Genomic DNA, 13,846 nt, shown 5'->3' with positions numbered 1-13,846 from the left:
GGTCCTCCTGAGGGCGGACAGGCAGATATCAGGTGTGGTCGGGCCCGGATCCGGCGTCGTCGGGCCGGGGTCCGGCGTCACACGGCGTTGGTGGCGCGCAGCAGTCGCCAGACGGCGCGGAGGCGGGGCTTGCCGAGGAAGGCGATGTACTCCGGGAGGACGGCGTGCGGAGCCCATTTCTCCTTGTACTCGAGCTGCGAGGCCGCCGGGTAGACGGACTCGCCGTACTGCGCCAGCAGCCGGGTGAAGCGGACGAACATGCGGCTGGCTCCCGGCATTTCGTGCGCGGGATCCAGGCCGGTGAACGGAGTGAACCCGAAGTGCAGCCAGCCGGCGCCCTCCTGGGTGAGGCGGTCGATGACGGTTGCGTTGAGCGCCTCCATCACACCGGGCGGGGCGTCGGGGCGCCGTCGGCTCAGGTCGTGCAGCCAGCCCGGGCGGCTGCCGTAGACCGGCGAGTAGTTGATGTAGCCGACCACCTGTCCGTCGATCCGGCCGACGAACAGCCGGCGGTGCTTCTGGAGCGGGCCGTCGCGCTGGCCCACCAGGAAACGCAGTTCCTTGACGTGCCGGCCCTTGTCGCGCAGCCAGCGCTGGTCCAGGTGGTCCAGTTCGGAGCAGTCCTCCCCGGCGTGCGTCTCGGTGATCTCCAGGCCGGCGCGCCGGGCCCGGGAGATCTTGTTGCGCAGCCGGACGAACCGGGAGCCACGCAGGGTGAACCGGGACAGGTCGACGGCGTACGACGCCCCGACCTGGTTGACGGTGAAGCCGTGCGCTGCGTACAGCTCGGCGTCCGCCCGCTGCAGTTGCACCGCGACCAGGCGCTTTCCGGCGTGGGCGACGAACGCCTCCAGCAGCCGGGCGCGGTTCTGCGGCGCCGTGAAGGGGCCGCCGAACTGGAACACATGGCACCCCGAGGTGAGGTAGGCGCAGGCGCCGTCGAACCGGTGGTCGCGGAAGTAGGTGTTTCCGCTGTTGAGGGCGAGAAAGGAGCTGGGGTTGTCGCTGTGGGCGGCGAGTGTGTCAAGCACGGACGGCATCCCGGCCCTCCACGGTGGTCCGCGGTTCCGTCGTGCCGGTGCCGACCGGCGAACCGGGGAACCTGGGCCGGTACCGCTGCTGGAACTCGCGGAAGTCCGGGTCGGTCTGCGGTTCGAAGGCGACTCCGAAGGGTTTGAGGGAGTTCCCGAACAGGGCCCGGTCACCCATGAGGTGGATGGGCAGCGCGAGCAGCGCCCACTCCGGACCGACGAACAGCGCCCAGGCACCGGCCAGCAGACCGGCCGTGACCAGGCTGTGCATCACGTTGTAGGCGACGTAGTAGCCGCGTGCGACACGCCGGTCGGGGCTGCGCCGGAAGGCGATGGCGCCGGGGAGGTAGCCGATGACGTCGATCACCGCGAACAGCAGCGCGAAAACCCACCAGCGGATCTCCGACCGGTGCTGGTAGGCGAGCACGAGCGACACGGCGAGGAATCCCAGCCATTCGAGCCGGGAGAGCGCGAAGGTGGTTCTCGTCTCGAATCGGTTCTTGGCGTCCACGGGCGCTCCAGGATTGCGTGGCGTTCTTCCGGGGCCCGGCATCAGCCTGCCCCCTCGCTGCGGTCTGTCATTCCTGTTTACGGGGTGGCCGGGGCCACCCCTCGTAAGAGCGCGCGCGTGGGCGCACCTCGGTCCGGTCCGGTTGTTCACCCGGGGTTTCCTCGGGGGCCGTGGCGTGGGAGTAGGTGTGGCACCGCCCACTGGTCGGGTCCTGTCCCTGGAGGCACAGCCATGTCGAACCGTCTCTTCCCGGGCCGCCGCAGCGTGCTGCGCGGCTCGCTCGCCGCGTCGGCGGCCCTCACCCTGCCCACCGCGCTCGGCACGGCACCGGCGTTCGCCCGCTCGGGTCGGCCGCAGGCGGACTGGGGCGTGCAGACGGGAGACGTGACCTGCCACTCCGGACTGGTGTGGGTGCGCTCCGACCGGCCGGCCCGGATGATCGTCGAGTCCGCCGCGACCGAGTCGTTCCGCAACGCGCGCCGGTGGTACGGGCCGCTGCTGGGACCGGACACCGACTTCACCGGCACGACCCGGCTGCGTGGGCTGCCGCCGGGCGAGCAGATCCACTACCGGGTGCGGCTGGCCGATCCCGACGACCCGCGCCGGGCCGGCGAACCGGTCGCCGGCACCTTCCGCACGGCCCCGGTACGCCGCCGCGACGGGGTGCGGTTCGTGTGGTCGGGCGATCTCGCGGGCCAGGGCTGGGGCATCGACCCGGAGTTCGGCGGCTACCGCATCTTCGACGCGATGGCGGCGCTGGACCCGGACTTCTTCGTCTTCAGCGGCGACACGGTCTATGCCGACGGCCCCCTCGCTCCCACGGCCGCTCTGCCGGACGGGGGCGTCTGGCGGAACATCACCACCGAGGAGAAGGCGAAGGTCGCCGAGACCCTCGCCGAGTTCCGCGGCAACTTCCGCTACAACCTGCTCGACGAGAACCTGCGCCGCTTCAACGCGCAGGTCCCGACGATCGCGCAGTGGGACGACCACGAGGTGCGCAACAACTGGTACCCGGGCCAGATCGTCGCCGACACCGACGACCGGTACACGGAGAAGCGGGTGGACGTGCTGGCCGCCCGCGCCCGGCGCGCGTTCGGCGAGTACTTCCCGCTGGCCACGCCGCGGCCGGGCCGCCGCGAGGGGCGGATGTACCGGGTGCTGCGGCAGGGGCCGCTGCTGGACGTGTTCGTGCTGGACATGCGGACGTACCGCAACGCCAACTCGGGCAACGACCGGACCGTGGACCCGCAGGGCGTCCTCGGCCGGGAGCAGCTGGAGTGGCTCGAGCGGGAGCTGGCACGGTCGCGGGCGGTGTGGAAGGTGATCGCCTCGGACCTGCCGATCGGCCTGGTGGTGTCCGACTCCACCGAGGGGCAGCCGCACTTCGAGGCGGTGGCGCAGGGTGACCCGGGCGCGCCGCTGGGGCGTGAGCTGCAGATCGCGGAGCTGCTGCGGTTCGTCAAGCACCGCAGGATCACCGGCACCGTGTGGGTGACGGCGGACGTGCACCACACCTCGGCGCACCACTACCAGCCGTCGCGGGCCGCGTTCGCCGACTTCGAACCGTTCTGGGAGTTCGTCTCCGGGCCGCTCAACGCCGGCGCCTTCCCGGCCGGTGCGCTGGACGGCACCTTCGGCCCGGAGCGGGTGTTCGTGAAGGCTCCGACGGCGGCGAACGTCTCGCCGGCCGGCGGCTACCAGTTCTTCGGCGAGGTGGACATCGACGGCGGCAGCGGCGAACTGACGGTGCGGCTGCGCGAGCAGGACGGGACCGTGCTGTTCACCCAGGTCCTGCAGCCGGGTCGGGTCGGGCAGTGAGATCCCGGGCCGTCCGAGGACCCCCGGCCCGGGGCGCGGCTCCTTGACCGACGGAGCCCGGCCTCCCGGCGCGGAGGGAGTTTCCGCAGGTCGGACGAATTGTCAGTGGGCACCCCTACGGTTCTTCCCATGACGCGATCTGTGCAGGCCGTGGCCTATGGGCGATCCTCCGTGCTGGTGACCGGGACGGGTGGACAGCTGCTCGGGCCGGAGACCTCCGGGAGTGCGACGCCCGGCGGTGCCGTGGCCCATCCGCGGTTCTTCTCCGGGTTCCTGACGTCTCCTCGGGCGGCCTCGGAGGAACTGCTGCCGCCCGCGCCGGAGCCGGTGCGGGAGGCGCCCGCGGCGGCGTCGCCGGACGGGCTGGCCGGGGAGGTCGGCGCGCTGCTCGCCGCAGGCGGGGGGATGTCCGCCTGCGAGCGGGCGCTGGACGGGCTGGTGAGACACCCCAGCTGCGGGACGCCCTCCCGGCCCCGTTCCGGGGGCTGGGACGGCCGGTGAGCGAGTCCCGTCAACGCTGGTCCTGCTACCACGGGCGGGACGGCATGGGCGAGCACTGGCTCGCGGTCCTGCCCGAGCGGCCCGAAGCGGTGGCGGCGGGCGTGCTGTTCGACCTGTCCGGGTGTGCGCTGGGCGACACCCGCGGGGCCGCGGAGGTGCTGCCCCGGCTCGCCGGGCCGGAGGGAGCGGCCGGCGGGGCCGTGCATCTGTGCGTGGCGTACGGGCCGGGGGCGCGGCATCCGGAGGACCGGCTCGCGGCCGTGGACGCGCTGCTGGTGCCGGCGGCCCGGGGCCGGATGGACCCGGGCCTGCTGGGCACGGAGCCCGGGGAGTCGGCCCGTGGCGGGGCGGTGAAGCCGCTGCGGCTCGCCGATTCGGTGCGGACGGCGGCGGCGACCGGCGCCAACGCCACCATCTGGGGCGTGCTCCGGCACACCCTGCCGCACCGGGACCTGGCGGCGGACCGGTGGGGCTCCTCCCGGCTGGTGACCCAGGCCCGGCGGCTGCACACGGCGCTGACGGAGGAGGTGGCCGCGTGACGGACCCTCACAAAGGAAGAAAGCTCAACAAATGCACCCAGAAGTACTTTTTACTCACCGGTCACAAAGCGTTCGTGATCACGCAACAGCGTTCCGTCACAGTGGCTGCATGAGTCGAGACATATCTGAAGTGACGCGCATGCACCACCACTTCGCCACCGGAGTCACCGCGGGCTTCCGGTCCTGGTGGACACGGCGCCACGGGCCCCCTCCGCCGGCCGACGATCCCGGTGCCCGGCCGCCGTCCGCCGAGCGGCAGGCCGGGCCGACGGCGCTGTGGCGGATGCGTACCACGGTGAAGGACGAACCGGGCTCGCTTGCCGCGCTGTGCACGGCGCTCGCCGGACTGCGGGTGGACATCCTGAGCCTGCAGACGCATCCGCTGACCCGGGGCACGGTGGACGAGTTCCTGCTACGGGCCCCCGCCGAGCTGGAGGCGCCCGAGCTGGTCCGGGCGGTGGCCGCTGCGGGTGGAGCCGACACCTGGACCGAGCGGGCCGACGCACACGATCTGGTGGACGCCCCCACCCGGGTGCTCGGACTGGCCGCCCGGACCGCACTGGACGCGGCGGAACTGCCGCTGGCGCTGCGCCAGTTGCTGGGCCGCTGCACGATACGTTCGCTGCCCGCGGCCGGCCCCGGCGGCGCGCCGGACGAGGTGCCGGTGGAGGGGGTGCTGGAGGACACGGTGCTGCGTCTGCCGGCGCCCGAGGGCGGAGTGATCAGCGTGGAGCGGCCCGGTCTGCCGTTCACACCGGCCGAGTTCGCCCGGGCACGGGCGCTGGTCGAGCTGGATGCGCGGCTCGGTCCGCGGGTGCCGCGCAGCCGGGACGTACTGACGCTGGCCGAGGGCAACGACATCACGGTCCGCCGGGCGGACACCGGCGACCTGGCCCCGGCGAAGGCGATGCACGAGCGGTGCTCGCAGCACACCCTCGGGATGCGCTACCACGGCCCGGTCGGGGACGCCGACCGCTATCTCAACCACCTGCTCGGCCCCCGTTTCGGCCGCACCCTCGCCGCCCTGACGGCGTCAGGTCGGCTGGTCGGGCTCGGTCATCTGATGTGGGACGGCGACGAGACGGAGGTCGCGCTGCTGGTGGAGGACGCCTGGCAGCGGCGCGGCATCGGCAGCGAACTGCTGGGCCGGCTGGTGGCGATGGCGGCCGAGGCGGGCTGCGAGAGCGTGTACGCCGTGACGCAGTCGTCCAACACCGGGATGGTCGCGGCCATGCGCGGCCTGGGCCTGCCCCTCGACTATCTGATGGAGGAGGGCACCCTGGTCATCACGGCCCGCCTGGACCCCGCCGCCCGGGCCGGATCCCGGCTCCCCCAAGGGGAGCGGGTCGGCCAGGGGTGACAGGGACGGACGTGACGTGACGGAGGGACGGGAGTGCCGGGGCGGGAGGCTCACCCGGCCCCCGACAGCGCCTCCCGCAGGGGTATCGCCCCGGCCGGTTCCCCGAGCGCCCGGTCCAGGTCGGCCCACAGGTCGTCGATGTCCTCCAGCCCCACCGACAGCCGCAGCAGGCGGTCGCTCACACCCGCGCCGCGCCGGTCGTCGGCGTCGACGATGCGGTGGCTGATGGAGGCCGGGTGCTGGATGAGGGTGTCGACGCTGCCGAGGCTGACGGCCGGAGTGATCAGTCGTACGCCGGCGATCACCTCGTGCGGGTCGCCGTGCACCTCGAAGGCGACCATGGCGCCGCCGATGGCCGGGTAGTGGACGCGGGCGACGCGCGGGTCGGCGGCCAGCCGCCGGGCGAGCTCGGCGGCGTTCCCGGAAGCGGCCCGCACCCGTACCGGCAGGGTCGACAGTCCGCGCAGCAGCAGGTATCCGGCGAGCGGGTGCAGCACTCCCCCGGTGGCGAACCGGACCTGCCGAAGCCGCCCCGCGAACTCCTCGTCGCAGGCCACCACCCCGGCCAGTACATCCCCGTGCCCGCCCAGGTACTTGGTGGCGCTGTGCAGCACCAGCCGGGCGCCGTGCTCGGCGGGACGCTGCAGCACGGGAGTGGCGAAGGTGTTGTCCACCAGCAGCGGCACGGAACCGCAGGCGTCGGCGACGGCCCCCAGGTCGACCTCGGCGAGCGTGGGGTTGGCCGGGGACTCCACCAGGACCAGACCGGTGTCCGGGCGCAGCGCGTCCGCGATGCCGGCCGGGTCGGTCCAGGTCACCTCCGAGCCGAGCAGCCCGGCGGTGAGCAGGTGGTCGCTGCAGCCGTACAGCGGCCGTACGGCGACGACGTGCCGGAGCCCCATGGCGCCCCGGGCCAGCAGGACGGCGCTGAGGGCCGCCATACCGCTGGCGAACGCGACCGCGGCCTCGGTGCCCTCCAGCCGGGCCAGGGCGGTCTCGAAGCGGGCGACGGTGGGGTTGCCCAGCCGTCCGTAGACCGGCGGGCCCTCCGGCTCGGCGCCCGTGACGGCGAACGCGTCGATGCGTTCGGCCTCGGCGCGGCTGTCGTGGGAGGGGTAGGTGGTGGACAGGTCGATGGGCGGGGCGTGCAGGCCCTGCCGGGCGAGATCGTCGCGCCCGGCGTGGACGGCTTCGGTGGCCAGGGCCCGGGCCGGGGCGACGGCCGGATCGGCGGCCGTCGCCGTGGCGGGTGCGGTGGCCGGTACGGTGGCCGGCCCCGTTCCCGGTGCGGTGGTGCGTGCGTCGTCGGGGTGCGACGTGCGGGTGCGCGCAGAGTCCATGGCCGGAAGAGTGAACACCGACCGGGTTCCGGTGGCCGGGTACCGTGTTACGTTCGGCCAATGGCCGAATCTGTCGTACTGGACCCGGTGGATCTCGATCTCCTGCGGCTGCTGCAGAACGACGCCCGGACCACGTACCGCGATCTCGCCGCCCAGGTCGGGGTGGCCCCGTCCACCTGTCTGGACCGGGTGAACCGGCTGCGTCACGCCGGAGTGATCCTCGGCCACCGGCTCCAGCTCGACCCGGCCCGGCTGGGCCGCGGGCTGCAGGCGCTGCTTCTGGTGCAGGTGCGGCCGCACCGCCGGGAGCTGGTGGGACCGTTCGTGGAGCGGATCCGGGCGCTGCCGGAATCCCTGACGGTTTTCCATCTGACCGGCCCGGACGACTACCTCGTGCATGTCGCGGTGGCGGACATGGCGGATCTGCAGCGGCTGGTTCTGGACGAGTTCACGTCGCGGCGCGAGGTGGCACGGGTGGAGACGCGGCTCATCTTCCAGCAGTGGGACTGCGGTCCGCTGCTGCCGCCCACCGCCACGCCATGAGCGAAATCGGGCCGCCGACGGCGGGCGGCCCGGGAAAGCGGGCTGACGCGGCCCCGGCCCGCGTACGAGGATGTCCGCATGTCAGACACGAAGAGCCCGCTGCCCCGCGAGGTCGCCGACGCCTACGTCGACGCACTCGTCGTCCTCGACCCGGTGACCGGTACGTATCTGGGCGTACCGGAGAGTTCCGGCCGGCTGCCCGACTTCTCGCCCGCCGGCCAGGAGGCCCTGGCCGAGCTGGCCCGGACCACGCTCGCGGCGCTCGACGAGGCGGAGCAGCAGCCCGGCGGAGACAGTGACGTCGAGCGCCGCTGCGCCCGGCTGCTGCGCGAGCGGCTCACCGCCGAGCTGGCCGTGCACGGGGCCGAGGAGGGCCTGCGCATGGTCGGCAACATGGGCACGCCCGCGCACTCGGTGCGCGAGGTGTTCACCGTGACGCCGACGGAGACGGACGAGGACTGGGGGCGGATCGCCGAGCGGCTGCGCGCGGTGCCGGCGGCGCTGGCGGGCTACCGCGAGTCCCTCGCCCTGGGGCTGGAGCGCAGGCTGTACGCCGGTCCGCGGCCCACCGCCACCCTGGTCGAGCAGCTCGATGAGTGGGCGGACACCGGTGCGGGCCGGGGCTGGTTCGAGGACTTCGCCGCCGCGGGCCCGGACGCGCTCCGGGCCGGGCTGGACGAGGCGGCCCGGGCGGCGACGGCGGCCGTGGGGGAGCTGCGGGACTGGATGCGCGACGTGTACGCGCCGGCCGTCGAGGGCGCCCCCGACACGGTGGGCCGGGAGCGCTACGCCCGCTGGGCGCGCTACTACAACGGCACCGACCTGGACCTGGACGAGGCGTACGCCTACGGGTGGGCGGAGTACCACCGGCTGCTCGCGGAGATGGAGAAGGAGGCCGAGAAGATCCTGCCGGGCGCGGCGACGCCCTGGGTCGCCCTGGCCCACCTGGACGAGCACGGCAGGCATGTCGAGGGCGTCGAGGAGGTCCGCGACTGGCTGCAGGGGCTGATGGACCAGGCCGTCGAGAAGCTCGACGGCGCACACTTCGAACTCGCCGAGCGGGTGCGGAAGGTGGAGTCGCGCATCGCCCCGCCCGGCAGCGCCGCGGCCCCGTACTACACGCCCCCGTCCGAGGACTTCTCACGGCCGGGCCGCACCTGGCTGCCGACGATGGGCCAGACCCGGTTCCCGGTCTACGACCTGGTGTCGACCTGGTACCACGAGGGCGTCCCGGGCCACCACCTGCAGCTGGCGCAGTGGGCCCATGTGGCCGGGGACCTGTCCCGCTACCAGGCCTCCGTCGGCATGGTCAGCTCCAACGCCGAGGGCTGGGCGCTGTACGCGGAGCGGCTCATGGACGAGCTGGGCTTCCTCACCGACCCGGAGGAGCGGCTCGGCTATCTGGACGCGCAGATGATGCGGGCCGCCCGGGTCGTCGTCGACATCGGCATGCATCTGGAGCTGGAGATCCCGGCCGACTCCCCGTTCCACCCGGGCGAGCGCTGGACGCCCGGGCTGGCGCAGCAGTTCTTCGGTGCGCACAGCAGCCGGCCCGCGGACTTCGTGGAGAGCGAGCTCACCCGGTATCTGTCGATCCCGGGCCAGGCGATCGGCTACAAGCTCGGTGAGCGGGCCTGGCTGCTGGGCCGGGACAGGGCCCGCGCCCGGCACGGTGCGTCCTTCGACCTCAAGTCCTGGCACATGGCCGCGCTCTCGCAGGGCTCGCTGGGCCTGGACGACCTGGTGGACGAGCTGGCCCGGCTGTGAGGCGGCCGCTCACCTCCTGAACCCGCCCTCGGAGTCGACGACCTGCCCGGTGACCCACTCCGCCTCGTCGGTGGCGAGCCATGCGATGAGCCGGGCCGGGTCGTCGGGCAGGCCCCAGCGACCGGCGGGGAAGAGCGCGGCGACGGCCTCGTGGTCCTCGCCGGTGAGGTAGCCGGTGTCCACCGGGCCGGGGTTGACGGCGTTCACGGTGACGGCGTGCTCGGCGAGCGTGCTGGACAGCGAGCGGGTGACGGAGGCGAGCGCGCCCTTCTGCAGCGCGTAGGCGATCTCGCCGGGCATGCCGCCGGCGATGTCCTGCCCGGAGGTCATCATCACCACGCGCCCGCCCGGGGTGCGCGGCGGGAGGGCGGCCCGCCTGCGGGCGTACTCCTGCACGAGCAGCAGCACCGAGCGGGTGTCGACCGCCCAGTGCGCGTCCAGCATCGCGGCGTCGATCGTGTCCAGGGTGCCGTCGGAGCCGCTCAGGGCGTGGTTGGCGACCAGGATGTCCAGCCGGCCGCCGAGCGCCTCGGCTGCGGCGGTGACGAGGGCGGCGGGCGCGGCCGGGTCGGACAGGTCGCCGGGCCCGGCGACAACGCTCGCCCCGGGGGCACCGAGCGCCTCGCGCACGGAGGCGAGCACGTCGTCGATCCGGTCGGCGCCCCAGGGCTGGGCGGCGTCGTGCGGCGTGTGGTGGTGCAGGTAGACGCTCGCACCCAGCGCACCTCCGGCTCCCGCTCCGCGGCACGCAGCACTGCCGGGACCCCGGACAGCAGGTCCTCCTCACCGTCCGCGGCGCACCACCGTACGAACGTGCCGTGGTCGGGCAGGAACGCGGTCGAGGCGGGGTCGTCGCCGAGGACCAGGGCGGTGGCGTCACCGACCGGCAGGAGCCCGGCGCTGCCGTCGACCTCGCAGGCCCGGTCGTGGCCGGAGGCCGCCTCCTCGCCGTCGGCGCCGGTCCGGAACGGCAGTACCGCCTCCGGTACCGCTACGAGCGGACCGCCTCCAGACTCGACCCAGTCCACTGCCCCGGGCTCCACGTATCGCACCATGCGGCAGAACCTGCACGCCGGTCAGCAGCCGCAGTCCGCCGCGTCCGCGGGTGCGGTCAGGGGGTCGGGGGCGCGCTGCTCGCGGCCCTGCCAGGTCTCGTGGGCGAACCCCTCCCGCACCCAGTACTCGAAGCCGCCGAGCATCTCCTTGACCCGGTAGCCGAGTTCGGCGAGGGCGAGCGCGGCCCGGGCGGCGCCGTTGCAGCCCGGGCCCCAGCAGTACGTGACGACGGGGACGGCCCGGTCGAGGAGCTGCGCGGCCTGCCCGGGGACGAGTGCGGTGGGCAGGTGGACGGCGCCGGGGACGTGTCCCTGGTTCCAGGCGTCCGTCGAGCGGCAGTCGAGGAGAACGAAGCCGGGGTCCCGGTCGCCGGCGAGCGCGGCGGCGACGTCGGAGACGTCGGTGTGGAAGGCCAGGCCGGCGCGGAAGTGGGCGGCGGCCTCGGCGGGGTGGGCCGGAGCGGTCCGCAGGACGGGGTTGGTGACGGTGTCGGAGGTCATACCGGAAAAACTACGACCGGAGATCTCCTTCCTGAAGGGAGAATCCACGGCACCCCCCTTGATTCGCCGGGGATCACCTGCTAGTTCTCGCCACATGACCGCGTTTTCCCCGGACGCCACCGACTGGCGCATTCTCGATGTCCTCCAGCGGGAGGGCCGGGCCAGCTTCGCCGAGCTGGCCCGTGCCGTCTCCATGTCCGCGAGTGCGGTGACCGAGCGGGTGCGCCGGCTGGAGGAGGCGGGTGTCATCCAGGGGTACGCGGCCGTCGTGGATCCGGAGCGGCTGGGCATGCCGGTCCTGGCGTTCGTGCGGCTGCGCTATCCGAGCGGCAACTACAAGCCCTTCCACGACCTGGTCGCGAGCACACCGGAGATCCTGGAGGCGCATCACGTCACGGGTGACGACTGCTTCGTCATCAAGGTCGCCGCGCGGTCGATGCGTCATCTGGAGGAGGTGTCGGGCCGGATCGGCGCGCTGGGGTCGGTGACCACCAGCGTCGTCTACTCGTCCCCGCTGGCGAGGCGCGCCGTCGGCCGGTGACCGCTGCCGCGCTGCCGCAGCACCGCCCCCGACCGCCCCATGACGGACTCCGGGCCGCACGGACCCGGACCGACGACCGCGTGCGCCGGTACGTCATTGCGCGTACGTCGCCGGCTACGCGGCCGGGGTGAGTTCGGCGCGGCCGAACAGCAGGGCGTAGCCGGCGGGGAGCTGGTGGAGGATGCGGGTGATCAGGTCGGGGCCGGCGCAGGCCGCGACCGCGGAGAAGACGGAGCCGGTGTCCCAGCGGGTGGTGGCCAGGGAGGAGCCGGTGCGGGCGGCGAGGTCCTTGACGAAGGCCCAGCCGGTCAGCGGTTGGGTGCCGGGAATCTGCGCGGTCAGCACACGTGCGGCCGCCAGGGGCAGGCAGGCGGCCAGGTCGACGCGTTCGTCGCCGGACACCTGGCGCCCCAGTCCGGCAAGGACGAGGCGGACGACTTCGTCGGCCTTCTCGCGGGTGGGGTAGGCGCCCTCGTGGCGGACCTTCTCCAGCATCTGCTCGTATGCCGTCCCGGGCGGCTGCTGGGGCGGTGTGTGCCGGTCGGAGATCACTGGGGTGCTTGCCCTTCCTTCTTCGGCCGGTGCTCGGGCACCGGGGTACGGGTTGGTCAGTTGGGCCGGGAGCGGCCGAAGAGCAGGTCGTAGCCGGTGGGGAGCTGGATCAGGATCTGGCCCAGCAGGTCCTCGCCGGCGGCGTCGGCGACGGTGGACAGCACGGCGCCGACATCCCAGGCCGCGGTCGCCTCGGTGGCGCCTTCGATCCACGCGGAGGTTGCGCGGACGAACCGCTCCGGGGGCAGCGGCTCGGCGCTTTGCAGAGGGTTGAGGAGAACCAGGGCGAACTCCTCCGGCAGGAGTGCCGCGAGCTGGGCGCGGACGTCGCCGACGAGGTGCGCGCCGAGGAGGGCGAGCACCACACGGGCCGCGCGCTCGGCTTCCTCCGGGGTGTCGTACCCTCCGCGTTCCTGCACGTGACCGAGGAACGCTTCGCGTCGCAAGGTCATCTCGGCCGCCCCCTTCCGCTTCGACTGCCCACGAGGGTGCGGAGACCGGGGTGAGGGGGATCAGAGGCCCGCCCTCCGCACCCGTCCGGCGATGTCAGCCGGAGATCTCCTTGCGGCCGGATCCGACGCCGACGGAGATCTTGCGGGGCTTGGCGCGCTCCGCGATCGGAATACGCACGGTGAGCACGCCCGCGTCGTAGTCGGCCCGGATGTGCTCGGTGTCGAGGGTGTCGGCGAGCACGATCTGGCGGGAGAAGACACCGAGCGGCCGCTCGGACAGCTCCATCTGCACGTCGTCGGCCTTCGGCACCGGTCGCCGTTCGGCCTTGACGGTGAGCATGTTCCGCTCGACGTCGATGTCGATCGCGTCAGAAGCGACGCCCGGAAGGTCGAAGGCCACCACGTACTCGTCGCCCTCACGGTAGGCGTCCATCGGCATCGCCGACGGTCGGGACCAGGTGCCCGGGCCCATCAGCTGCTGCGCCAGCCGGTCCAGCTCACGGAAGGGGTCGGTGCGCATCAACATCGTGAAAACACCTCCAGCAGGTTCGGGCAGTTGCTGCCAATGCGCCTCACTGACACCGTTGTAGCATGTCATCCAATGGATGACAAACACGATGTCGTCTACGCGATGACCGCAACAGGGGAGGTGTCCGTGACGACCCCAGCCGACGAGCCGTCCACGACCAGCACGAATGCCCACAGCCCGGCGTCCTTCCTCGCCGCCGCGGCAGCCCTGCACGCCATAGACGACGCGCTGCGCGACGCCCAGCGGGAGTCCGCGGACACGTCCGGCACGCCCGTTCCCGGGCCGGAGCAGGCGCTGGCCTCCCTGACGCTGCTGCGGCAGGTCCGCGAGCAGCTCGCCGGCTGGGAAACCGGCCTGATCGAAACCGCACGCGACGCGGGCGCCAGCTGGGCCGATCTCGCCCACCCCCTCGGCGTGGCCAGCCGCCAGGCCGCCGAACGCCGCTACCTGCGAGGCCGCCCCGGCCCCGCGGGGACCACCGGCGAACAACGCGTCCAGGCCACCCGCCAGGCCCGCGCCGCCGAACGCACCACCGCGACCTGGGCCCGCCGCAGAGCAGCCGACCTGCGCCGCATCGCCGGCCAGATCACCGCACTGACCGACCTGCCCGCCACGGCCGAGCTCCCGCTCAGCCGGCTCCACGCGGCCCTCGCCCACGACGACCCGGCCGAGCTCGTTCGCCCGCTCAAAGCCGCCCGCCCCCACCTCACCACCACCCACCCCGACCTCGCAGCACAGCTCGACACCCTCACACCACCCTGAACCCACCCGTTGCACCGAGGGCTACGCAGGAAGGCGTTCCGGCC

At 73.3% G+C, this 13,846-nt stretch carries 16 protein-coding genes and 1 pseudogene; 8 read left to right on the top strand and 9 right to left on the bottom strand.

All coding sequences use genetic code 11. From position 1 onward, the window contains the following. Window positions 1-77 precede the first annotated feature (77 nt). The gene (locus tag V5O46_RS10200; protein WP_332884186.1) at window positions 78-1,040 is read right to left on the bottom strand and encodes a bifunctional lysylphosphatidylglycerol flippase/synthetase MprF; all 963 of its coding nucleotides are present in this window, start codon (window positions 1,038-1,040) and stop codon (window positions 78-80) included. Continuing rightward, a complete protein-coding gene (locus V5O46_RS10195; RefSeq protein WP_332884185.1) occupies window positions 1,024-1,542 on the bottom strand; it encodes a hypothetical protein in 519 nt (172 codons plus the stop codon). Before V5O46_RS10195 ends, V5O46_RS10200 begins: the two co-directional genes overlap by 17 nt. A 231-nt stretch (window positions 1,543-1,773) precedes the next feature. On the opposite strand from V5O46_RS10195, the gene V5O46_RS10190 reads away from it, so the two are divergent. The 4 genes from V5O46_RS10190 to V5O46_RS10175 all read left to right on the top strand — a co-directional run bounded on the left by V5O46_RS10190 (window position 1,774) and on the right by V5O46_RS10175 (window position 5,760). Further along, window positions 1,774-3,360 (top strand): alkaline phosphatase D family protein, encoded by a 1,587-nt coding sequence (locus tag V5O46_RS10190; protein WP_332884184.1) that lies wholly within the window; start codon window positions 1,774-1,776, stop codon window positions 3,358-3,360. A 129-nt stretch (window positions 3,361-3,489) separates the two neighbouring features. After that, entirely contained in the window at window positions 3,490-3,861 is a 372-nt protein-coding gene (locus V5O46_RS10185; RefSeq protein ID WP_332884183.1) for a hypothetical protein, read from the top strand. Then, entirely contained in the window at window positions 3,858-4,400 is a 543-nt protein-coding gene (locus V5O46_RS10180; protein ID WP_332884182.1) for a hypothetical protein, read from the top strand. The genes V5O46_RS10185 and V5O46_RS10180 overlap by 4 nt, the downstream gene beginning before the upstream one ends. A gap of 109 nt (window positions 4,401-4,509) precedes the next feature. Then, complete coding sequence (locus V5O46_RS10175) at window positions 4,510-5,760, top strand: GNAT family N-acetyltransferase (protein WP_332884181.1); 1,251 nt, start codon at window positions 4,510-4,512, stop codon at window positions 5,758-5,760. A gap of 50 nt (window positions 5,761-5,810) precedes the next feature. Here the strand turns inward: V5O46_RS10175 and V5O46_RS10170 are convergent, their stop codons facing one another. After that, window positions 5,811-7,100, bottom strand: a complete 1,290-nt coding sequence (locus V5O46_RS10170; RefSeq protein ID WP_332884180.1) for a trans-sulfuration enzyme family protein — start codon at window positions 7,098-7,100, stop codon at window positions 5,811-5,813. A gap of 60 nt (window positions 7,101-7,160) precedes the next feature. Here V5O46_RS10170 and V5O46_RS10165 point away from each other — a divergent pair, with 60 nt between their 5' ends. Together V5O46_RS10165 and V5O46_RS10160 are read left to right on the top strand one after the other, a co-directional pair. Next, window positions 7,161-7,643: an Lrp/AsnC family transcriptional regulator gene (locus V5O46_RS10165; RefSeq protein ID WP_332884179.1), complete on the top strand. Its 483-nt coding sequence runs from the start codon at window positions 7,161-7,163 to the stop codon at window positions 7,641-7,643. A gap of 78 nt (window positions 7,644-7,721) precedes the next feature. Further along, on the top strand, window positions 7,722-9,410 hold the full coding sequence (locus tag V5O46_RS10160) for a DUF885 domain-containing protein (protein WP_332884178.1): 1,689 nt from the start codon (window positions 7,722-7,724) through the stop codon (window positions 9,408-9,410). A 9-nt stretch (window positions 9,411-9,419) separates the two neighbouring features. Here the strand turns inward: V5O46_RS10160 and V5O46_RS10155 are convergent, their stop codons facing one another. The 3 genes and pseudogenes from V5O46_RS10155 to V5O46_RS10145 form a co-directional block, all read right to left on the bottom strand. After that, window positions 9,420-10,130: an SDR family oxidoreductase gene (locus V5O46_RS10155; protein WP_332884490.1), complete on the bottom strand. Its 711-nt coding sequence runs from the start codon at window positions 10,128-10,130 to the stop codon at window positions 9,420-9,422. After that, window positions 10,126-10,465, bottom strand: a pseudogene (locus V5O46_RS10150) (Imm21 family immunity protein); the annotation flags it as partial. The pseudogene V5O46_RS10150 and the gene V5O46_RS10155, both read right to left, overlap by 5 nt. Window positions 10,466-10,486: 21 nt before the next feature. Next, window positions 10,487-10,966: a rhodanese-like domain-containing protein gene (locus V5O46_RS10145; RefSeq protein ID WP_332884177.1), complete on the bottom strand. Its 480-nt coding sequence runs from the start codon at window positions 10,964-10,966 to the stop codon at window positions 10,487-10,489. A gap of 94 nt (window positions 10,967-11,060) precedes the next feature. Here V5O46_RS10145 and V5O46_RS10140 point away from each other — a divergent pair, with 94 nt between their 5' ends. Next, window positions 11,061-11,507, top strand: a complete 447-nt coding sequence (locus V5O46_RS10140; protein ID WP_332884176.1) for an Lrp/AsnC family transcriptional regulator — start codon at window positions 11,061-11,063, stop codon at window positions 11,505-11,507. A gap of 114 nt (window positions 11,508-11,621) precedes the next feature. Here V5O46_RS10140 and V5O46_RS10135 read toward each other — a convergent pair whose 3' ends face one another. The 3 genes from V5O46_RS10135 to V5O46_RS10125 form a co-directional block, all read right to left on the bottom strand. Next, window positions 11,622-12,059, bottom strand: a complete 438-nt coding sequence (locus V5O46_RS10135; RefSeq protein ID WP_332884175.1) for a DUF2267 domain-containing protein — start codon at window positions 12,057-12,059, stop codon at window positions 11,622-11,624. A 56-nt stretch (window positions 12,060-12,115) separates the two neighbouring features. Beyond that, entirely contained in the window at window positions 12,116-12,511 is a 396-nt protein-coding gene (locus V5O46_RS10130; protein WP_332884174.1) for a DUF2267 domain-containing protein, read from the bottom strand. A 94-nt stretch (window positions 12,512-12,605) separates the two neighbouring features. Beyond that, on the bottom strand, window positions 12,606-13,037 hold the full coding sequence (locus tag V5O46_RS10125; RefSeq protein ID WP_332884173.1) for an Hsp20/alpha crystallin family protein: 432 nt from the start codon (window positions 13,035-13,037) through the stop codon (window positions 12,606-12,608). Window positions 13,038-13,142: 105 nt separating this feature from the next. On the opposite strand from V5O46_RS10125, the gene V5O46_RS10120 reads away from it, so the two are divergent. Beyond that, a complete protein-coding gene (locus V5O46_RS10120; protein WP_332884489.1) occupies window positions 13,143-13,802 on the top strand; it encodes a type III effector protein in 660 nt (219 codons plus the stop codon). The last annotated feature ends 44 nt before the right edge of the window (window positions 13,803-13,846 follow it).

Source organism: Streptomyces poriticola (assembly GCF_036689765.1).
In the GTDB taxonomy this organism is placed as follows: domain Bacteria; phylum Actinomycetota; class Actinomycetes; order Streptomycetales; family Streptomycetaceae; genus Streptomyces; species Streptomyces poriticola.
Note: the sequence above shows the minus strand (reverse complement) of the source record. Positions and strands in the feature narration are given on the sequence as shown.